Annotated in this window: 13 protein-coding genes; 6 read left to right on the top strand and 7 right to left on the bottom strand. The window is 67.0% G+C overall.

Translation table 11 applies throughout. The annotated features are described in order from the left end of the window. Positions 1-89: 89 nt before the first annotated feature. The gene (locus KW835_RS06830; RefSeq protein ID WP_218381613.1) at positions 90-1,721 is read left to right on the top strand and encodes an HD family phosphohydrolase; all 1,632 of its coding nucleotides are present in this window, start codon (positions 90-92) and stop codon (positions 1,719-1,721) included. A 221-nt stretch (positions 1,722-1,942) separates the two neighbouring features. On the opposite strand, the gene KW835_RS06825 is transcribed toward KW835_RS06830, so the two are convergent. After that, entirely contained in the window at positions 1,943-2,821 is an 879-nt protein-coding gene (locus KW835_RS06825; protein WP_218381612.1) for a LysR family transcriptional regulator, read from the bottom strand. 107 nt (positions 2,822-2,928) lie between these two features. On the opposite strand from KW835_RS06825, the gene bla reads away from it, so the two are divergent. Continuing rightward, entirely contained in the window at positions 2,929-3,849 is a 921-nt protein-coding gene (gene bla / locus KW835_RS06820; RefSeq protein ID WP_218381611.1) for a class A beta-lactamase, read from the top strand. 203 nt (positions 3,850-4,052) lie between these two features. On the opposite strand, the gene argA is transcribed toward bla, so the two are convergent. The 4 genes from argA to KW835_RS06800 form a co-directional block, all read right to left on the bottom strand. Further along, a complete protein-coding gene (gene argA, locus KW835_RS06815; protein WP_218381610.1) occupies positions 4,053-5,399 on the bottom strand; it encodes an amino-acid N-acetyltransferase in 1,347 nt (448 codons plus the stop codon). A gap of 135 nt (positions 5,400-5,534) precedes the next feature. After that, positions 5,535-7,685: an AAA family ATPase gene (locus tag KW835_RS06810; RefSeq protein WP_255593351.1), complete on the bottom strand. Its 2,151-nt coding sequence runs from the start codon at positions 7,683-7,685 to the stop codon at positions 5,535-5,537. After that, positions 7,678-7,926: a hypothetical protein gene (locus KW835_RS06805; protein WP_218381609.1), complete on the bottom strand. Its 249-nt coding sequence runs from the start codon at positions 7,924-7,926 to the stop codon at positions 7,678-7,680. The genes KW835_RS06810 and KW835_RS06805 overlap by 8 nt, the downstream gene beginning before the upstream one ends. 365 nt (positions 7,927-8,291) lie before the next feature. Continuing rightward, complete coding sequence (locus KW835_RS06800) at positions 8,292-10,172, bottom strand: serine hydrolase (RefSeq protein ID WP_218381608.1); 1,881 nt, start codon at positions 10,170-10,172, stop codon at positions 8,292-8,294. Positions 10,173-10,368: 196 nt separating this feature from the next. Here KW835_RS06800 and hrpA point away from each other — a divergent pair, with 196 nt between their 5' ends. Continuing rightward, positions 10,369-14,457, top strand: a complete 4,089-nt coding sequence (gene hrpA / locus KW835_RS06795; RefSeq protein WP_218381607.1) for an ATP-dependent RNA helicase HrpA — start codon at positions 10,369-10,371, stop codon at positions 14,455-14,457. A gap of 123 nt (positions 14,458-14,580) precedes the next feature. Here the strand turns inward: hrpA and KW835_RS06790 are convergent, their stop codons facing one another. Continuing rightward, on the bottom strand, positions 14,581-14,937 hold the full coding sequence (locus KW835_RS06790) for a hypothetical protein (protein WP_218381606.1): 357 nt from the start codon (positions 14,935-14,937) through the stop codon (positions 14,581-14,583). Positions 14,938-15,152: 215 nt separating this feature from the next. Here KW835_RS06790 and KW835_RS06785 point away from each other — a divergent pair, with 215 nt between their 5' ends. After that, positions 15,153-16,844, top strand: a complete 1,692-nt coding sequence (locus tag KW835_RS06785) for a long-chain fatty acid--CoA ligase (RefSeq protein WP_218381605.1) — start codon at positions 15,153-15,155, stop codon at positions 16,842-16,844. Between the two features lie 98 nt (positions 16,845-16,942). Here the strand turns inward: KW835_RS06785 and KW835_RS06780 are convergent, their stop codons facing one another. Next, positions 16,943-17,317 (bottom strand): PilZ domain-containing protein, encoded by a 375-nt coding sequence (locus KW835_RS06780; RefSeq protein ID WP_218381604.1) that lies wholly within the window; start codon positions 17,315-17,317, stop codon positions 16,943-16,945. A 183-nt stretch (positions 17,318-17,500) separates the two neighbouring features. On the opposite strand from KW835_RS06780, the gene KW835_RS27040 reads away from it, so the two are divergent. Continuing rightward, positions 17,501-20,464 (top strand): EAL domain-containing protein, encoded by a 2,964-nt coding sequence (locus KW835_RS27040; RefSeq protein ID WP_304505161.1) that lies wholly within the window; start codon positions 17,501-17,503, stop codon positions 20,462-20,464. 109 nt (positions 20,465-20,573) lie between these two features. After that, the gene (locus KW835_RS06770; RefSeq protein WP_255593349.1) at positions 20,574-21,125 is read left to right on the top strand and encodes a hypothetical protein; all 552 of its coding nucleotides are present in this window, start codon (positions 20,574-20,576) and stop codon (positions 21,123-21,125) included. Positions 21,126-21,148 lie beyond the last annotated feature (23 nt).

Here is a 21,148-nt window from a genome sequence, read left to right as displayed (position 1 = left end):
AGGGGGCTGATGATAGCGGTCACTTTTAGTTACGATGTGTGCCGGGCATGCATGGCTCGCTCCCACCATCGCTGGACGCAAGGCTTTTTATGGGCAAGGAATCCACAGTCAACCTGTTTCGCAGGCTGGAGCAGCTCAACGGCATCGGTGCTGCGCTTTCGCGCGAGCGTGACATAGACCGGCTGCTGGAGAACATTCTGGAGGCCGCCAAGGCCATCACCGGCGCCGACGGCGGCACGCTCTACAGCGTGACGGAAGACGGCGAGGCGCTCAAGTTCGAGATCCTGCGCACGGACTCGCTGGGCATCCGCCTGGGTGGCACCACGGGCAAGCCCATCGACTTTCCGATGTTGCCGCTGCGCCATGCGGACGGCTCGCCCAATGATTCCCTGGTGGCCGCGCATGCCGCCATCCACGACCGCACCGTGAACATTGCCGATGCCTACAGCGCGGCGGGGTTCGACTTCTCGGGCACGCGCGCCTTCGATGCGCGCACCGGCTACCACTCGCGCTCGTTCCTCACCGTGCCGATGAAGAACCACGACCACGAGCTCATCGGCGTGCTGCAGCTCATCAACCCGCACGACCCGGAAACAGGCGCGGTCACCACCTTTTCGGAGGCCGACCAGAGCCTGGCCGAATCGCTGGCGTCGCAGGCCGCGATCGCCCTCACGAACCGACTGCTCATCACGCAGCTGGAGCGGCTGTTCGAGTCGTTCGTGAACCTCATCAACCTGGCCATCGACGAAAAATCTCCCTACACCGGCGGCCACTGCCAGCGCGTGCCGGCCCTCACCATGATGCTGGCGGAAGCGGTCAATGCCACTGAGCACGGGCCGCTGGCGGGCTTTTGCATGACAGACCGGGATCGGTATGAGCTGAAGATGGCCGGCCTGCTGCACGACTGCGGCAAGATCACCACGCCGGTGCACGTGGTGGACAAGGCCACCAAGCTGCAGACCCTGTATGACCGCATCGGCCTGGTGGACACGCGCTTCGAAGTGCTCAAGCGCGATGCAGAACTGGCCGCGCTGCGCCGCCAGCTCGCCCTGCGCCCGGTGGTCGATGCGCGCGCCGAAGGGCAGGAGCTTCTGGCCCTGCAGCACGAGATCCACGCGCTGGAGGAGGACCGCGAATTCCTGCGCCGCAGCAACACAGGCACCGAAGCCATGCGGCCCGAAGACCAGCAGCGCGTGCGCGACATCGCTGCCATGCGGCACTGGCGCAACCCGCAGGGCGTGCAGACCAGCTTTCTCACCGCCGAGGAGGTGGAGAACCTCACCATCCGCGCCGGCACGCTGAACCAGGCTGAGCGCGACACCATCAACTACCACATCGTCGCCACCATCAAGATGCTGGAGACGCTGCCCTGGCCGCGCCACCTGAAGAACGTGCCCGAATACGCGGGCGGCCACCACGAGCGCATGGACGGCAAGGGCTACCCGCGCGGCCTCACGCGCGAGCAGATGTCGCTGCAGGCCCGCATGATGGGCATCGCGGACATCTTCGAGGCCCTGACGGCCGCCGACCGCCCCTACAAGAGCGGCATGACCTTGTCGCAGGCGCTGGCGATCATGTGCCGCATGCGGGACAACGGGCACATCGACCCCGACCTGTTCGAGGTGTTTGTGCGCGAGGGGGTGTACCTGCGCTATGGCCAGGAGTTCCTGGATGCGGGGCAGGTGGACGCGGTGGACATTGCGGCGCTGGGGTTTGCCTAGGGACCCTCTGCACGAATCACCGCGCCGGGGGCATCTGCGGGCCCGGGCGGTCTGCGGCGCAAGCAAATACTCGCAATAGCTACAGCGATTGCTGCGTCTTGCGCCTCGCAGCCCTCGGCTGGAATGCTGCCTGGCAGCGGTTTCCGTAGCGGCTGCACCTGTTGCATTTGCTATTTATTTTGTAGCTAATTGCGCTTGTACAGAGAGCGCTAGAGGCTGAATCAATCCGATTTTTCTGCTCCACTGCGAGCCTCGGCCATCAGCCAGTCGCTGAATGCCGCCATGGCGCCGCTGGCCGGGCGGGACTGCAGCCGCGTGAGCCAGTAGGAGCCTCGGTGCAGCTCTTGCGCGAAAGGCTGCACCAGCCGGCCCTGCCGCAGCTCGCGCATGAACATGCGCACCGGCAGCAGGGCCATGCCCGCCCCCTGGGCAGCGGCCTCGGCCAGTGTCAGCGACGAGTCGAACACGGCGCCGCGCACCACTGGGCAGGGTGCGCCTGCTGCGGCGAACCAGGCTGCCCACTCGTCTGCGCGATAGCTGCGCAGCAGCGGCTGGCGCGCCAGGTCGGAGGCGGTTCGCAGGCCGTGTGCCAGGGCCGGTGCGCACATCACTGACATGGGCGCATCCATGATGCGTTCGGCGTGCGTGCCGTGCCAGGCGCCATCGCCAAAGCGGATCGCAAGGTCCAGGCCTTCGCCCGCCATGTCCACGCGGTTGTTGTGCGTGAGAAGGCGCAGGTCCACAAACGGGCAGGCGGCCTGGAAGTCTCGCAGGCGAGGCAGCAGCCAGCCCACGGCGAACGTGCCCACGGCGCCCACGGTCAGCACCTCGCGCGGGCGGGCGTCGCCCAGCTTGTCGAGTGCGCGCTCCAGCTGCCCGAAGGCCTGCACCACCGCCGGCAGCAGCGCCTGGCCTTCGTCCGTCAGCGCCAGGCCGCGTGGCAGGCGGCGAAACAGCGGCTTGCCCAGGCGGTCCTCAAGTTTGCGGATGTGCTGGCTCACGGCGGTCTGGGTCACGTGCAGTTCTTCGGCTGCGCGTGTGAGGTTGAGGTGGCGCGCGGAGGCTTCGAAGGCCCGCAGGGCGTTGAGCGGCAAGTGCATTCAGAGGCCTCAGTTTTTCTTGGGTCTGGCGGCAATTATTGTCGATGGTGCCAAGGGATCGAAGTACTTATCGTTTGGGTCTTGTTTCCACTTCACTCCAAATCTTTATGCAAAGACGACAGTTTTCCTTGGGATTGATGGCCGCTGCTGCGGTGCCACTGTGGGGCTGTGCCGGTGCCGGCAACGCTGCCAGTGGGCCTGGCAGTACAGCCAGCGGCAGCCAGGCCGCGCGTGCCTGGAACGAAACCCTCGCCGGTATCGAGCGCACTGCGCAGGGCCGCCTGGGCGTGGCGATGCTCGACACGGGCTCGGGCCTTGCCTTGGGCTGGCGCCAGGACGAGCGTTTTGCCATGGCCAGCACCTTCAAGGCCGTGCTTGCGGGCTGGATGCTGTCGCTGGTCGACCAGGGCAAGGAGAGGCTGGACCGCCGCCTGCAGTACGGCCGCGATGCCGTCATCGCGCATTCGCCGGTCAGCGGCCCGCGTGCGGGCGACGGCGGCGGCCTGACGGTGGGCGAGCTGTGCGCCGCCACCGTGAGCCTGAGCGACAACACCGCCGCCAATGTGTTGTTGGCGCAGCACGGCGGGCCGGCAGCTTTCACGGTATTCGTGCGCTCGCTGGGCGATACCGTTACGCGGCTGGACCGCACTGAGCCTGCGCTGAACGAGGCCAAGGTGGGCGACCCGCGCGATACCACCACGCCGCTGGCCATGTTGCAGACGATGCACAAGCTGGTGCTGGGCGATGCGCTCAGCCCTGCATCGCGTGCCTGGCTGCAGCGCTGGCTGGTGGAGACGAGCACCGGCGACAAGCGCCTGCGCGCTGGCGTGCCGGGCTGGAAGGTGGGGGACAAGACGGGCACCACCAACAGCGGCACCTCCAACGACATCGCTGTGATGTGGCCGCCGGGCGGGGGGGCGCCCGTGGTGGTGACCTGCTATGTCACCGCGTCGACGGCGTCGTCTGAACAGCGAGATGCGGCGATTGCGCAGGTGGCGCGCGCGGTGGTGGCTGCCAGGCAGGGGTAGCTTTTTTTCAGTCTCGGCCAAGCGTTCGTCACCGCTTGGCCGTTCGGGCCGAGTCTTGGCCGCCACCGACCGTTCGGGCTGAGCCTGTCGAAGCCTTGCGCTGCGCTTCGACAGGCTCAACGTGAACGGTTCGGGGGTTGCCGTGCCGCAAGGCGCCCAGGCCGATGATCAGAGCCGAATGCCGAAGACCGAATGCCGAAGACTCAGAGCTTCTTGACCAGCACCTGGCTCTTGCGGTCCCAGTTGTACTTGCGCTTGCGCGCGTCGGGCAGCCAGTCCGGGTCCACCGGCTGGAACCCGCGCTTGATGAACCAGTGCATGGTGCGGGTGGTCAGCACGAAGATGCTGTCCAGCCCCAGGATGCGGGCGCGCTGCTCGATGCGCTTGAGCAGCTTCTCGCCGTCGCCCGTGCCCTGGCTTTGTGGCGACACCGTCACGGCCGCCATCTCGGCGGTCTTGGCCTCGGGGTAGGGGTAGAGTGCCGCGCAGCCGAAGATCACGCCGTCGTGTTCGATGATGGTGTAGCTGGCGATGTCGCGCTCGATCTCGGTGCGGTCGCGCTTGACGAGGGTGCCGTCCTTCTCGAAAGGCTCGATCAGTTGCAGGATGCCGCCCACGTCGTCGATGGTGGCTTCGCGCAGCTCTTCGAGCTTTTCGTCGATCACCATGGTGCCGATGCCGTCGTGCACGTACACCTCCAGCAGCAGGGAGCCATCCACGGCAAAAGGCAGGATGTGGCTGCGCTCCACACCGGCCTTGCAGGCCTTTACGCAGTGCTGCAGGTAAAAGCCCGTGTCGGTGGGGGTCTGTGCCGTGGGCAGCGTGGCCAGCAGGGCCTGCGCGGCGGCCAGCGGCAGCTCGGTGTCGATGGGGTTGTCCTCGCTCTCGGGCTCGGAGGGCTGCATGCGGATGCCCGGTACCTCGGTCAGGAAGATCAGCTTGTCGGCGCGCAGCTCGATGGCCACGCTGGTGGCCACTTCTTCCATGCTGAGGTTGAAGGCCTCGCCCGTGGGCGAGAAACCGAACGGCGACAGCAGCACCAGCGCACCCATGTCCAGCGTACGCTGGATGCCGGCCACGTCCACCTTGCGCACCAGGCCCGAGTGCTGGAAGTCCACCCCGTCGACGATGCCAACGGGCCGGGCCGTGAGGAAGTTGCCCGAGATCACCCGTACCGTCGCACCCGCCATGGGCGTGTTGGGCAGGCCCTGGCTGAAGGCGGCCTCGATCTCGTAGCGCAGCTGGCCGGCGGCCTCCTGAGCGCAGTCGAGCGCCACCGAATCGGTGATACGAATGCCGTGTGAATACTTGGCCGCGTGCCCCTTGGCCGCCAACTGCTCGTTGACCTGCGGGCGAAAGCCGTGCACCAGCACGATCTTCACGCCCATGGCCTGGATCAGCGCCAGGTCCTGCGCGATGCTGTGCAGCTTGCCCGCCGCGATCGCCTCGCCCGTGAGCCCGATCACAAACGTCTGGTTGCGAAACTTGTGGATGTAGGGCGCCACCGAGCGGAACCAGGGCACGAAGGTGAAATTGAAAACGGCGGACATGGCGGTGTGCGGGGTCCTCAAAGGGAGCGTCTGACAGGGGAAATCGGCGGCCAGCCAACAAAAGGGCGGCCCTCAGGCCGCCCGGCTCAGGCGCGCATCATAAGCATGCAGGGCCTCAGTGTGGCGGCGAGGGCCTTACTGCGTGGCGCCGCGACGCTGAAACAGCGCAAGGCGGTCGGCAAACGGCTCCAGCACCAAGGTGTCCTCGGCAACGCTGCAGGCCGGCCGCACGATGACGGCAAGGCCCTGCGCCGCCATCAGCGCCTGCATCTCGTCCTGCGCGATCATGCCGTGGTCCATCAACGCCCCCACCAGTGCGTTGAGCGCGGCCTGATTGTCGTGCAGCAGCGCCTGGGCGCGCCGGTACTGGGACTGCAGCAGCGCCTCGATGGCGGTGTTGCTCGGTCCCACCTCGGTGTTGATGTGGTTGTCCATCTCCACCGTGGTGTCGGTGCGGCTGATGCGCGCGCCAAAGCCGTGGTGGCGCACGTAGCGCGCGGCCTCGGCGGTCACCTGCTTGTAGTCCTGCTCGGCGCCCGTGGTGCAGGCCATCTCGCCGAACACCAGCTCTTCGGCCACGCGGCCGGCCAGGCCCACGCACATCATGTCCAGCGCGTTTTGGCGCGTGGTGACCTTCAAGCCCGCAAAGCTGTTGTAGCCGCCTTCGAACGAGGCGATGTTGATCTTCACCTCCTGCGGGGCCTGGCCGAACAGCAGGCAGTACAGCAGCGCATGCCCGGCTTCGTGTACCGCCAGCAGCGCCCGGAAGTCCGCGTTGGCGCGCTGCTTGAGGCGGTTGAGTTCCAGCGCCACCGCGAACTGACGCTCGTGCGTGCCGCCGTGGGCGTCGGTGCCTTGCACGGCCAGGTGGCGGCGGTCTGCCGCGAGGTGGATGGCGAACACCTGCGACAGCGGCAGCGATTGCTCCATCACCCACAGCGTGGCCTTGACCAGATTCGCGCTCAGGATGGCGTGCACCGACGAGAACAGTGGCCGTGTGCCCTGCGCGGGGAAGACCGCGTTGGCGTAGATCTCGCGCTGCACGTCCTCTCCGATCGCAAAGCGCACGCCGCACTGGGCGGCCACATCCTGCACGTAACGGTCGCACAGCTGGCGGATCAGCAGCTCGTACGTGGCGCGGCTGAACGACGGGTAGATCACATGCTCGTTGCCCAGCCGCGCGATCTGCTCGGGCTTGAAGCGCTCGGACAGCGCCTTCTTCACGTCGATGATGGATAGCTTGCGCGTGAGGCGGTGAAAGATGTCGGCGTCGGTATCGCAGTCTTCCACGCGCTGCGCGGTCTCGTGGTACATCTCGTCGAGGTTGCCGCACACGAAGACCAGCAGCCGGCTGTAGTCGGTCTCCCACGACTGGTTGGAGCGCTGGAACTCCATGTACATCGCCAGCACCTTGGCCGAAGGCCATTGCATGATCTCGGCCAGGGGGTCGGAGAGCTTGAGCATGCGCTTGAGCTCCTGCGCGTCCCATGCGTCGAGCTGAAAGCGGTAGGGCTTCTTGCCCGCGCGTTCGTTCTCGTCGTCCTCGGCGCGCTCGGCCTCGTAGTGGCTGTCGGCCAGCTTGCGTTCGATGTTGGACAGGGCCGTCAGCGCGGGCGGCAGGCGCCCGTCCGACAGCAGGGACCACACGTCCTGGTAGCGCTCCACCTTGGCCTCTTCGCCCTTGCGGTCCACCGTGCGAAAGCGCTGGAACTCGTCCAGCACCAGCATGCCCGGCGCGCCTTCGGAGATGCCGGAGTCCGCCAGCATGCCGGAGATGGTGGAGCTGCGGTAGCCCGCGCCGTGGCTGAAGCCGTCCATCTGCACTTCGACAAAGCGGTCGTAGAAGCCCAGCAGCTGGGCCAGGCGCCGCGTGAGCTGCGTCTTGCCCGTGCCGGTCAGGCCCCACAGGCAGACGATGACCGGGCGGCGGATGAGCTGCGGCAGCACGTACCAGGCGCGCACCGCATCGATCACGCGGTCGATGACCTCGTCGATGCCGACGAGCTCGGTCTTGAGTTGCGCCGCGGTGTCGGCCAGGTGCTGCTGGCGCTGGGCCAGTTCGGCGGCGGTGGGCAGCCGGTGTGTTGGCACAGCCGCTGCACTGTGCGCTGGCGGCAGCCCGTGCAGGGTCGCGGTGGCGTCCACGTGCAGCGTGCGGGTCTCCGCCGGGTCGAGCGTTGCCCTGGATGCAGGTTGCCCTGGTTGCCCTGGGTACCCAGGTTGAGCGGGGCCCCACGGCGCCCGCGTGTCCGCCAGTGCGGCGGTGGAATGGTTGTTGTCAGTCATGGAAAGAAAAGTCTGTTCGTGTCGCCTTGCGCAGGGCGACCTTGTCCGCGCGGCGCTGGGCGCCGGCGCTTCGGATGTGCTTGCCTGCCGCGCTCGACAGGCTGCGCTGGGCCAGCGCAGTGGCCACAGGGTTTCGGGGCGGGCCCGAAGCCTCGAGCCTCAGAACCAGGGGCTGCTTCATGCGGCGCAGCTTCTTGACTTGACCCTGGGCAAAGGCCCGAGAGATTTTTTGAGCACTCATGTGCACTCCACAAACAAAAAACCCCGGCAAGGTAGCCAGGGCTTGTGGAGCGCTGCACAGGGTGCAATAGCGCGCTTGTCGGCCTTGGCTGGACTTGTGAATGCACAGTCCAGCCGGGGCGGTGGACTGTGGTCAGGCGGGAGCGAACAAAGGAACAAACATAGCGATGACCTCCAGTGCTTTCAGGGGCTGCCGTGGCGGCGGGCACATGCCTGAAAGAAGAAAGCGCGAATTGTGGCGAGGGTCTTTGCGCTTGGCAATACGGCGGTGCCGCAGCCCGCAGAATCTGTCGCAAGAAAGGAACAGCTCCTGCAACGGCGGGGTTGTGGGCGAGCGAGAAAAGGGGGCCCTGGCGTGGCGCGCGTTCAGTCCTGGCGTCGGTCCTGGCGCTTGTAGACCCAGCCCGCAGCGCGCATCCATTCCTGCTGGTCACGTGTCTCCACGACCAGCTCGACCAGGTCGCGGCCGTCGTTGAGCGGCACTTGCACGGTCATGCCTGCGCGGTCTCCCGTGAGCGGCAGGAGAAACTGGCTGTCATCCCAGAACAGGTATCCGGGCAGCTCGGGCAACTCCCTCAATGAGGCCGTGCCCACGCCGAAGGCCAGCGGGATGGACTCGGGCGCCTCGTTGGACAGCAGCCAGGTGCTGCCCACCCGTGCCTTCCACTGCGAAGGCAGCGGCGCAGCTGCGGCGGGCATCTGCTGCGCCATGGGCATCGTCACCCAGTAGTGCCCCGCTGGCGCGGGCTCGCGGGACAGCAGGTAGCGACGTCCGTTGGACTGCTCCCAGCGGTACTGGGTGCCGGGCTGGGCATCGGACCACCACCATCCGTCGCTGCGCAAGCGCAGCCCCAGGCTCAACTGCGTCCAGTCCTTCGCCTCGGCCGACCACATCCACAGGTCGATCTGCTGGCTATCGGGCGACGCCACCTTCAGGGGTTTGGACGAGCGGCCGTAGATGCCCAGCAGCGCATCGACCGCGCTGGCGGAGGTGGTGGCCAGGGCCGGTGCGGCGCTTGCCACCTTGGGCGGCAGGGCGTTCAACTGGCCGGTCTCCTGCAGCGCCCGCAGCAGGATGCCCTCGGCCAGCGGGCCGGGCTTGAACGCCGAGGCGCTGCCGGTCAGCAGCACGGCCATGCCTGCCTGCGGCAGCACATAGAAGTCGCTGGAATAGAACATGGTGCCGCCGCTCTTTTGCCAGGCCAGGAAGCCGGCCGCGTCCAGGCCCTGCTGGCGCGCGCTGTCCCAGCCCAGCCCCCAGCGCCAGTCGGGCGTGAGGTCGATGCGCATGCCCAGGTTCTGGCCGCGCCCCATCTCCTGCACCGCAGCCTTGGAGACGACGCGCCGGCCGTCGTATTCGCCGCCCTGGATGAGCATGGATGCGAGCTTCATCATGTCGCCGGGCGTGGTGCACAGCCCGCCGGTGGCGTGGCCCATCACGAACTCCTGACCCTGGCGCCGCTTGCCGATGTAGCCGTGGGCGAAGCTGCCTTCGGGCAGCGGCAGCAGCGTATAGCCCGAGCGCGCCATGCCCAGCGGGTTGAGCAGGGCCGACTGCACGAACGCCGGGTAGGTCTGCCCAGTGACTGCCTGCACGATGCGCTCGACCAGCGTGAAGCCGTCGTTGCAATACACCGCCATGGCGCCCGGCGCATGCTTGAGGTGCGTGTCCGCCAGCGCCGCCTCCAGCTCGGCGGCGTAGCCGGGAAGCGGTGCCAGGGCGAACATGTTGCGCGTGTGGGTGCCAGGCAAGCCTGATGCATGGCTCAGAAGGTGGCGCACGGTGATGTCGCGAAAGCCGGGCGACAGCATCGTGAACTGCGGCAGGTAGTACACCACCGGCGTATCGAGCTGTACGAGCTGGCGGTCCACCAGCACCATCACGGCCAGCGCTGCGAGCACCTTGCTGACCGAGCCCACGTTGAAGCGCGTGTCCGGCGTTGCCGGGGCGCCGGTGGTGTCGTCCAGCACCCCGAAGGCCTCCTGCCAGACAAGGCGGTCTCCGTGCAACACGGCGATGGATGCGGCGCGCGCCTCGCTGCGCTGCATGGCCTGCCGTATCTCGCTGCGCCCCCAGGCCACGGTGGCCGCCAGGGTGGGCCCGGGGTTGCCGGTGCCTCCGCAGGCGGGCAGCAAGGGCGCGAGGGCTGCTGAGCCAGCCCATGCCAGCCAGCTGCGGCGCGATGGAGGCTGCACGAAGTGGCGGTCGTCGGCGAAGAGATTCGGGGCAGATGTCTGCGGGAGCATGCGGTCGTTCCAGAGGGCACCCGCCGCGCAGACATCGTCGCGGCGGAACCGGGCTATTACATACTGAAATCCCCGGCATCAAAAAGCAGCAAGCGACAAAATCGGCGCGTCGCCGGTGCGGGGGTTGGTGCACGGGGCTGCAAACATGGCCTGTGTTGCAAGGGGCCAACGCCGGCCTCGGATAATGCGTGCCTTCATGACCGAATCCGCGCCTCCCACCTCCCCGCCAGCAGCCCCGCACACTGCCCCCAAAACCGCACCGCTGCGCATCACCTTCCCGGAATCGCTGCCGGTGTCGGGCAAGCGGGAAGAGATCATGGCCGCCATCGAGAAGCACCAGGTCGTGATCGTGTGCGGCGAAACAGGCTCGGGCAAGACCACGCAGCTGCCCAAGATCGCGCTGGCGCTGGGCCGCGGCAAGTGCAATGCCGGGCCCGGGCAGAAGGGCCAGCTCATCGGCCACACCCAGCCGCGCCGCATCGCCGCCAGCAGCGTGGCCAAGCGCATTGCCGAGGAGCTGAACACGCCGCTGGGCGATGTGGTGGGCTTCAAGGTGCGCTTTCAGGACCGGCTCTCGCGCGACGCGTCGGTCAAGCTGATGACGGACGGCATCCTGCTGGCCGAGACGCAGACGGACCCGCTGCTCAAGGCGTATGACACGATCATCATCGACGAGGCCCACGAGCGCAGCCTGAACATCGACTTTCTGCTGGGCTACATCCGGCAGATCCTGCCGCGCCGGCCGGACCTCAAGGTCATCGTGACCTCGGCCACCATTGATGCGGACAGATTCGCCAAGCATTTCGAATCGGCCAAGGGCCCTGCACCGATCATCTATGTGTCGGGCCGCACCTTTCCGGTGGAGCAGCGCTGGCGCCCGTTCGAGGACACACGCGACTACGGCCTCAACGAGGCCATCGCCGATGGGGTGGACGAACTCTGGCAAGGCAATGCGGCAGGCGACATCCTGATCTTCTTGCCCGGCGAGCGCGAGATCCGCGAGGCCGCCGACCACCTGCGCAAGCACCTGGCCCACCAGCCGGTGATGCGCAACGCAGAGGTGCTGCCGCTGTTCGCCCGTCTGTCCCAGGCCGAGCAGGACCGCATCTTCGACGGCCACACCGGCCGGCGCATCGTGCTGGCAACCAACGTGGCCGAGACCTCGCTCACCGTTCCGGGCATCCGGTACGTCATCGACGCAGGAACGGCGCGCGTGAAGCGCTATTCTTTCCGTAGCAAGGTGGAGCAGCTGCTGGTGGAGCCCATCAGCCAGGCCGCCGCCAACCAGCGCGCGGGCCGCTGCGGCCGCGTGGCCAACGGCATCTGCATCCGCCTGTACGACGAGGCGGACTTCAATGCCCGCCCACGTTTCACCGACCCGGAAATCCTGCGCAGCTCGCTGGCCGGCGTCATCCTGCGCATGAAGTCGCTGCACCTGGGCGATGTGGTTCAGTTCCCGTTCATCGAGGCCCCGTCGGGCCGTGCCATCGCCGACGGCTACCAGCTGCTGGCCGAACTGGGTGCGGTGGACGACGCCAACGAGCTCACGCCCATGGGCGTGGAGCTGTCGCGCCTGCCGTTAGACCCGCGCGTGGGCCGCATGATCCTGGAGGCGCGCGACCGCAAGGCGCTGGACGAGGTGCTGGTGATCGCCAGCGCCCTGAGCGTGCAGGATGTACGCGACCGACCGCTGGAAGCCCAGCAGCAGGCCGACCAGGCGCACGCCAAGTTCGACGACGAGAAAAGCGAATTCAGCGGCTACCTCAAGCTGTGGAAGTGGATCAACGAGGCCCGGGGCGGCGCGCCCACGCTGCCATCGGCCCGCGCACAAAAAGCCATGGCGAACCAGCGAGCGCCCTCGCAGGCCCATTTGCCTGTGGCGCAGCGCATGGTGACCGCCGCGGCCCCTTCGCCTGCCGTGGCCAGTGCTGCGGCGCCCGCGCCCACGCACAAGCTCAGCAATCGCCAGTACGAGCAACTGCTGCGCCAGAACTTCATCAGCATCCGCCGCCTGCGCGAATGGCGAGACATCCACACCCAGCTGCTCACCGTGGTGACCGAGCACAAGTGGGCCATCAACACCCAGCCTGCGAGCTACGAGCAACTTCACCTGTCGATGTTGGCGGGCCTCCTGGGCAACATCGGCGCGCGCAGCGAAGAGGAAGACTGGTACCTGGGCGCGCGCGGCATCAAGTTCTACAAGCACCCGGGCGCGCACTTGAACAAGAAGCCGGGCCGCTGGATCGTCGCAGCGGAACTGGTGGAGACCACGCGCCTGTTCGGCCGGGGCATCGCCGCGATCGAACCGCAGTGGATCGAGCAGGTGGGCGGGCACCTGCTGAAGAAGCAGCTGCTCGACCCGCACTGGGAGAAGAAGTCCGCTGAGGTCACGGCGCTGGAACGCGCCACGCTCTACGGCATCGTGATCTACAGTGGCCGGCGCATCAACTTCGGCAAGATCGATCCCTATGCTGCACGCGAGATCTTCATCCGCGAAGCGCTGGTGGGCGGCAACTGGGAAACCCGGCTGCCCTTCCTGGCCGCCAACCAGAAGCTGATTGCCAAGGTCGAAGAGCTGGAACACAAGTCGCGCCGCCAGGACGTGTTGGTGGACGACGAACTCATCTACGCCTTCTACGACCAGCAGTTGCCGCCGGATGTCTGCAACGGCCACGGGTTCGAGGCCTGGTACCGCGAAGAGTCGAAGAAGAAGCCGGACCTGCTCAAGCTCACGCGCGAAGAGCTCATGCGCCACGAGGCCGCTGGCATCACCAGCAACGCGTTTCCCAAAACCGTGCGGCTGGGCGGCGTGGACTGCGCGGCCACCTACCTGCACGAGCCGGGCGACCCGCGCGACGGCATCACCGTGACCATCCCGTTGTTCGTGCTCAACCAGGTGAGCGAAGAGCGCTGCGAGTGGCTCGTGCCCGGCATGCTCAAGGACAAGATCCAGGCCCTGCTCAAGAGCCTGCACCAGCGCCCGCGCAGCCGCTTCGTGCCGCTGCCCGAATCGGCCGCACGCCTGGCCGCGTTGTTCAACGCGCCGGAGCGCTTTGGCACTGGCAGCCTGACCGACGCCTTGCTCAAGCAGGTGCGTGATGAGACCTCGCTCGATGTGAAGCGCGCCGACTTCAAGCTTGACATGCTCAGCCCGCACCTTTTCATGAACTTCCGCGTGGTGGACGAGCATGGCCGCCAGCTGGGCCACGGCCGCAACCTGGGCGCCCTCAAGGCCGAGTGGGGCGCCAAGGCGCGTGGCGCCTTCCAGGCGCTGGCGGGGCTCAAGCTGGGTGGCGGCGCGGCTGAGGCACCAATTACGGAGTCGAAAACGGCCCCGCAGGTTGCTGGTAAAGCGCAGAGTGCTATCGGATCAGGAGCAAATGGCGCGCCTTCTGCCAAGGCTTCGGGGCCGGCGGCAGCACCCGCAGCCCCGGCCGGCCAGCGCTACACCGCCTGGACCTTCGGCGAACTGCCCGAGCTGATGGAAATACGAAAGGGCGGCCAGACGCTGGTAGGTTTCCCCGCGCTGATCGATGGCGGCGACGCGGTGAGCATCGAAGTGTTCGACGAGCCCGAGGTGGCCGCTGCAAAGCACCGCGCAGGCTTGCGCAGGCTGTTTGCGCTGCAGATCAAGGACGCGCTCAAATACCTGGAAAAGAACATTCCCGACCTGCAGAAGATGGCGGTGGCCTATATGCCGCTGGGAACGCAGGAAGAGCTGCGCACCCAGATCATCGACGTGGCGCTGGACCGCGCCTTCCTGCTCGACCCGCTGCCCACCGACGAGTTTGCCTTCAAGCGCCGGGTGGAAGAGGGCCGCGGGCGCCTCACGCTGATTGCCAATGAAGTCGCGCGCCTGGCGGGAACCATTCTGGTCGAGTACGCGGCGGCAGTGCGCAAGATCAAGGACACGAAGAACGCTCCTGACGCCACGCAGGATGCCCAGCAACAGCTGCAGCGCCTGGTTCCCAAGGCCTTCATCGCGCAGGCCCCCTGGGCGCAGCTGGCGCACTTCCCGCGCTACCTCAAGGCCATCACCCTGCGCCTGGACAAGTACCGCGCCGACCCCGCCCGCGACGCCGCCAGGCTGGCCGAACTGCGCCCGCAGGAGCAGCGCTACTGGCGCCTGGTGGCCGAGCGCAAGGGTGCCCTGGATGCGCGCATGCAGGAGCTGCGCTGGCTGCTGGAGGAGTTGCGAGTGAGCTTCTTCGCGCAAGAGCTGCGCACGCCGCAGCCGGTGAGCGTGAAGCGGCTGGACAAGCTGTGGGCGCAGGTCAATAGCTGACCTGGACTGATCACGGTCCCCGTGGCGCCGTCAGCCATGGGGCGAGTTCCCCGGATTTCGCGCGCACGGGGCAGGGTGGAGCGTCTGCGAAGCAGCGATCTCTGCGAGATCGTCAACACGTTCTCAGGGCCGGGTCCAGATCCTGACCGTCACATACATCGCATAGGCCAGCGCAAGCACCATCCACGCCACAAAGAAGAGATTGCCCCAGTACTGCCCTGAATGCTCAGCCAGCGTGTAGATCTGGCCCGCGCAGCCCTTTCCGACGCAGGGAATCTCTCGCGTCACCACTGCGCGCAAGGCGGCAAACGCCAGGTAGCAGGTGATGATGGCCACGACCACGAAGCCAATGGGGCCGATGGGCGGCTTGGTGAATTCATCGTTTTCGTCGCGCACGCCCTGGCGCAGCAGTTTCTGTCCGTACCGGTACCAGAAGTATCCGACGAGGATCATGAGCGCGTAGTACAGGGCGGTAAGCATGTCGGCGAGGTCCTATGGTGGTCGTTGCAGGAAAAGTGGATCGATTCGACGATGGTAGCCGAGGGCTTTTGGTAACCATTGGTTTGCCCGTGCGCCTTGGAAGCGCCACGCCCGGCGCTGCGGGCGTCACCTTTGCGACGCGGCATCAGTGGCATCCCCAATGCCCTCAGGCACCATGCGATCTAGGCTGTTTTCTTCAAAGGAACCCTTGATCCATGCGCCCTCACTACAAGTTCTGGCCCCATCGTCTGCCCAAGGCCATCACCCTGCCATCCACCTCGCTGTGGGACAACCTGGCCATCAGCGCGCGCCGCTATCCGGACAAGGCGGCCCTGGTGTTCTTCGGCAGCACGCTGAGCTATCGGCAATTGGTCGATGGTGCCGAGCGCCTGGCTGCGCGGCTGGCGACGCTGGGAGTGCAGCGCGGCGACCGCGTGGTGCTGTGCATGCAAAACTGTCCGCAGCTGGTGATGGCGCATTTCGCCATCCTGCGCGCGAACGCGGTGGTGGTGCCGGTCAATCCCATGAACAGAGCGGAAGAGCTCAAGCACTACATCACCGATCCCGACACCAAGGTCGCGATCACCACGGGCGACCTGGCTCCCGAACTGGCCAAGGCCAGCAACGCGCTGCCTGCTGGCGAGCGCCTGGCGCACCTGATGGTCACGCAGTTCTCCGACGCGTTCGATGTGGGCGTGACCGGCACCGATGCGCCGCCCGAGGCCTGGATGGACTGGCTGGGCACCCGGCACCCACTGCCCGCACTGGACGGCGGGCACGTCCATGCCTGGACGGATGCGCTGGCCGCCGCCGACACACCGCCAGTGCTGCAGGTGGGCCCGAATGACCTCGCATTGCTGCCCTACACCAGCGGCACCACGGGCCTGCCCAAGGGCTGCATGCACCTGCACAGGAGCATCCTGCACAACGCCGCTGCGGGCGCGCTGTGGGGAACTGCGTCGGTCGACACCGTCACGCTGGCCGTGGTGCCCATGTTCCACATCACCGGCATGGTGAGCGTGATGCACACGGCGATCTACGCGGGTGCGACGCTGGTCATCATGCCCCGGTGGGACCGCGACCTGGCCGGGCGCCTCATCTCCCGCTACCAGGTCACGAGCTGGACCAACATTCCCACCATGGTCATCGACCTGCTGGGCAGCCCCCATTTCGCGAGCTACGACCTCACCAGCCTGGCCTACATCGGTGGCGGCGGCGCGGCGATGCCGCAGGCGGTGGCGCAGCGGCTGCTGGAGCAGTACGGCCTGCGCTATTCCGAAGGCTACGGCCTTACCGAGACGGCCGCGCCTTCGCACTCCAACCCGCCGGACCACCCCAAGCAGCAGTGCCTGGGCATCCCGTTCATGAGCACAGACGCACGCGTGATCGACCCTGACACCCTGCAGGAGGTGCAGGTGGGCGAGCAGGGCGAGATCATCATCCATGGCCCCGAAGTGTTCGAGGGCTACTGGAAGCGGCCCGACGCCACAGCCTCTGCTTTCATCGAGTTCGATGGCAAGCGATTTTTCCGCTCGGGCGACCTGGGGCGCATGGATGAAGACGGCTATTTCTTCCTGACCGATCGCTTGAAGCGCATGATCAATGCCAGCGGCTTCAAGGTCTGGCCCGCCGAGGTCGAGGCACTGATGTTTCGCCACCCGGCCATCCAGGAGGCCTGCATCATCGCCGCCAAGGACAGCTACCGTGGCGAGACGGTCAAGGCCGTGGTGGTGCTGCGCGCATCCCACAAGGACAGCACCACCGAGCAGCAGATCATCGACTGGTGCCGCGAGAACATGGCGGTCTACAAGGTGCCGCGCATCGTGCAGTTCGTGAGTGCCTTGCCCAAGAGCGGTAGCGGCAAGGTGATGTGGCGGGCGCTGCAGGAGCAGGAAGCGCAGCAGTAGCACGGCGAGGCATTTGCGGGGGCAAACCGGGCTTTGCGTCCTCTTTGCTTGCGAAAGAGGGCTGGGGAGAGTATGCGTTCAAGGCCGCACGGCGCCCCTCAGTGCTGCGGCCCCGCCAGCGTCAGCTCACCCAGGTCTCGCTCCAGCAAGGCGGGGTCGCCCAGTTGCAGCTCGATCAGGCGGCGCAGGTGGGTCACGCTGTCCAGGTCGATGCCGCGGCACAACAGGCCGGCGTGCAGGCCCTCGACATGGGCGATTTCGGTGGACATGGCGATGTGGTTTCCCGTCTCGGCCAACGGAATCGTGAGCTGGCACAGCATGCCGGCTTCCAGGTCTGCCTGCGCCGGTGCCGTCAGCAGCGCGCCCTTGAGCGACAAGTCCAGCACATGCACGCTGAACGCATCCGTGGCGGTGGTCAGCAGGGCCGGCGCATCAAAACCGACGCGGACGAAGTGGCGGCGTTCATGGGGCATCGCTGTCTCCTGGGCGAAGCGGGTGGTGGGCACATGCTACTCCAAGCGCGCCGGTCGTCTATTACGTTTGGATGTTTTTGCAACCTTTCGTTAACATGGGGTTTTCTCCTGTGGGATCGGCTTGTGATTTCACGCGCATCCCTGATCAGAATCTGGCGCGCTCCCTGGTTGCGCTGGGCGGTGATGGTGCCGCTGCTGTCTTTGTTGTACGCGGGTGCAGGCGCCAGCGCGAACGCTGCGCCGCGCGAGCTGCGCGTGGGCGTGTATTCCAACGAGCCCAAGCTGTTCCTGGACGCGCAGGGCCGACCATCGGGCATCTTCGTGGACCTGCTGCAACTGGTGGCCGAGCGCGAGCAGTGGACGCTGCGCTATGTGCCCTGCGAATGGCAGGACTGCCTGGATGCCCTGGCGGCCGGACGCCTTGACCTGATGCCCGATGTGGCCCGCACCAAGGAGCGCGAGCGTCTGTACGACTTTCACTCCACGCCGGTGCTGCACAGCTGGTCGCAGGTCTACCGCGCGCGTGGCAGTCCCATCCAGTCGATGTTCGATCTTGCGGGCAAGCGCGTGGCGGTGCTCAAGGGCTCCGTGCAGCGCACCACGTTCCTGAGCATGATGGACAGCTTCGGCATTGCGGTGCTGTTGATCGACGCGACGACGCTGGGCGAAGCCTTCGAGTTCGTGCAGCGCGGCGATGCCGACGCGGTGATCTCCAACCACCTATTCGGCAACCTGCAGGCGGGGCAGTTCGGACTGATCGATTCCGGCATCGTGTTCTTGCCTTCTTCGCTGTACTTCGCCACGGGGCCGGGCCGCAATCCCGACGTGCTGGCGGCCATCGACCGTTCGGTACAGCGCTGGCGTACGGGCGCCGAGCCGCGCTATGCGGAGGTGATGGGCCGCTGGGCCAGGCCTGAGGCAGGCCCGCAGATGTCCTCCGCCATGGGTTGGGCCATGGTGGCTCTGGCCGTCTTCGCGCTGCTGGCAGCGGTGTCGGCCGTTCTGCTGCGGCGCAAGGTGGAGGAGCGCACGCGCAAGCTGCAGGCCAGCGAACAGAAGCTGGCCACCATTCTGGACAGCGTGGGCGCCTTCATCTATATCAAGGGCCGGGATTTCCGCTACGAGTACGCCAACCATCACATCCTGGAGCTTTTCGGCAGGCCCGCGCGGGACGTGGTGGGGCTGGACGATTCCGCCTTCTTCGACCAGGCCACCACCGCGCAATTGCAGGCCAATGACCGCCGCGTGCTGCAGCAGGGCGAACGGCTGGAGGTGGAAGAGGTCAACACCCACCTGGATACGGGCGAGACGCGGGCCTATCTGTCCGTCAAGATTCCGCTGCGCCAGCCCGACGGCAGCATCCATGCGTTGTGCGGCATTTCCACCGACATCACCGAGCGGCGCAGGGCGGAAGAGTCGCTGCGCATCGCAGCCACGGTGTTCGAGTCATTCGAGGGCATGGTGGTGACCGGCCCCGACCAGCGGATCCTGTCGGCCAACCAGTCGTACGCGCGGCTCACAGGGTACTCGGTGGACGAACTCATCGGACAGACGCCCCGGATGCTGCAGTCCGGCCGGCATGATGCACAGTTCTACGCCGCGCTGAAGGATGCGCTCGGCGCCACAGGCTCCTGGCAGGGCGAGGTCTGGAACCGCCGTAAGAACGGCGAGGTGTACCCCGCGTGGATCACCGTCACTGCCGTGCGCTCGCCGCAGGGCGAGATCACGCACTACGTGGGCACGCAGACCGACATCTCGGCCCGCAAGGCCGCCGAGGAGGAGATCCGGCTGCTCGCGTTCTACGACCCGCTTACCGGCCTGCCCAACCGGCGCCTCATGGCCGACCGACTGCAGCATGGGCTGGCAAGCGCCGCGCGCCTGGGCACTGGCGGGGCTTTGCTGTTCGTGGATCTGGACAACTTCAAGGACCTGAACGACACACAGGGGCACGAGATCGGTGACCAGTTGCTGTGCCAGGTGGCTTCAAGGCTGGGCGGCGTGCGCCAGGGCGTCACGGTGGCGCGTCTGGGCGGCGACGAATTCGTACTGTTGATCGAGGGGTTGAGCCCTCAGCCCGCGGAAGCCGCCGCGCAGGCCGAGGCGGTGGGCCGCACGGTGCTGCTGGCGCTGGGGCAGGGCTATCCGCTGGGTGGGCGCATGTACCACGGCTCCTGCAGCATCGGTGTGGCGCTGTACGCTGACGCACAGGGCTCGGTGGACGAGTTGCTCAAGCGCGGCGACCTCGCCATGTACCAGGCCAAGGGGGCCGGGCGCAACACGCTGCGCTTCTTCGATCCCCGCACGCAGGCGGCCGTGTCGGCCCGCACGGCGCTGGAGGCCGACCTGCGCGAGGCGCTGCGCGAAGGCCAGTTTTTGCTGCACTACCAGCCGCAGATCAGCCAGCGCGACGGCATGGTGGGGGCCGAGGCGCTGGTGCGCTGGCAGCACCCGGAACGCGGGCTGGTGTCGCCGGCGGAGTTCATCCCGGTGGCCGAGGCGGCGGGCCTGATTGTGCCGCTGGGCACCTGGATTCTGCGCTCTGCCTGCGAGCAACTGGTGCGCTGGGCCGCGAGCCCGGCGACCGCCTCTTGGAGCCTGGCCGTGAACGTGAGCGCGCGCCAGTTCCGCCACCCGGATTTCGTCGACGACGTGCTGGGCGTGCTGGAGGGCACCGGTGCCGACCCGCAGTGCCTGAAGCTGGAGCTGACCGAAACGCTGCTGCTGGACGATGTGGAGGACACCATCGTGCGCATGACCACGTTGCGTGCGTTGGGCATCCGCTTCTCGCTGGACGATTTCGGCACCGGTTATTCCAGCCTGGGCTACCTCAAGCGCCTGCCGCTGGACCAGCTCAAGATCGACCAGGGCTTCGTGCGTGATCTGCTCACCGACGCCAACGACGCCAGCATCGCGCGCGCCATCGTCACGCTGGCCCACAGCCTGGACCTGGGCGTGATTGCCGAAGGCGTGGAAACCGTGGAGCAGCGGGACATGCTGGCCAGCCTGGGCTGCCACCTGTGGCAAGGCTACCTGTTCGGGCGGCCGGGGCCCGCGGAGACTCTCCCGGGCAGTGACCCTGCGGACGCCGAGCCCCGCCCGCGTCCCACCGATGCTGGCGCGGATGCCGACTTCGTCGTTCTTGGCTGACGCCGCTGCCGGCGTATTCGGTGTAGGCTGGGGCGTGCCCCGGCTGGCATGCGGTTGCATGGCCTGATGCGGCGCGCTGGATAACAACACGACACCAAGGAGAGTCTCCATGACAGGCACCCCCACCACCGACAACCCTGGCGCCAGCCTGGCCCCGGCGCGCACCGGATTGCGCCAGGCGCTCAGCGGGGCAGCCGCTGCGCTGCTGCTGGCGGCTGCGGCCGGCGCGGCGCACGCGCAGGCCTATGTGAACGCCACCGTGGGCGGCGAGCTTGCGCCCGGCGTGTACGGCCGGATCAATATCGGCAATGCGCCCCCACCGCCGTTGCTGTATGCCGAGCCCGTGGTCATCCACCGCCCCGCCGTGGTGGTCCCCCGCTCGCCCATCTACATGTATGTGCCGCCAGGCCACGCCAAGAACTGGGGCAAGCACTGCGCGCGCTATAACGCGTGCAACCAGCCGGTCTACTTCGTGCAGGAACCGCCGCCGCGCCGGGGGCCGCCGCACCACCGTGGGCCGCATGGGCGCGATGACCGCCACTGGGACAACGACCACCGCCACGGCGGCAAGCATGACCGTGACCGCGGCAGGGACCACGACCGCGATGGCGACCGTGGACGCGGTCATGGCAAGGGCCACGGGCACGGCCACCGCGACTGAGGCCACTGCGCTGGTGCAGATGA

It is taken from the genome of Acidovorax sp. sic0104 (assembly GCF_019219095.1).
Classification (GTDB): Bacteria; Pseudomonadota; Gammaproteobacteria; order Burkholderiales; family Burkholderiaceae_C; genus Acidovorax.
Note: the sequence above shows the minus strand (reverse complement) of the source record. Positions and strands in the feature narration are given on the sequence as shown.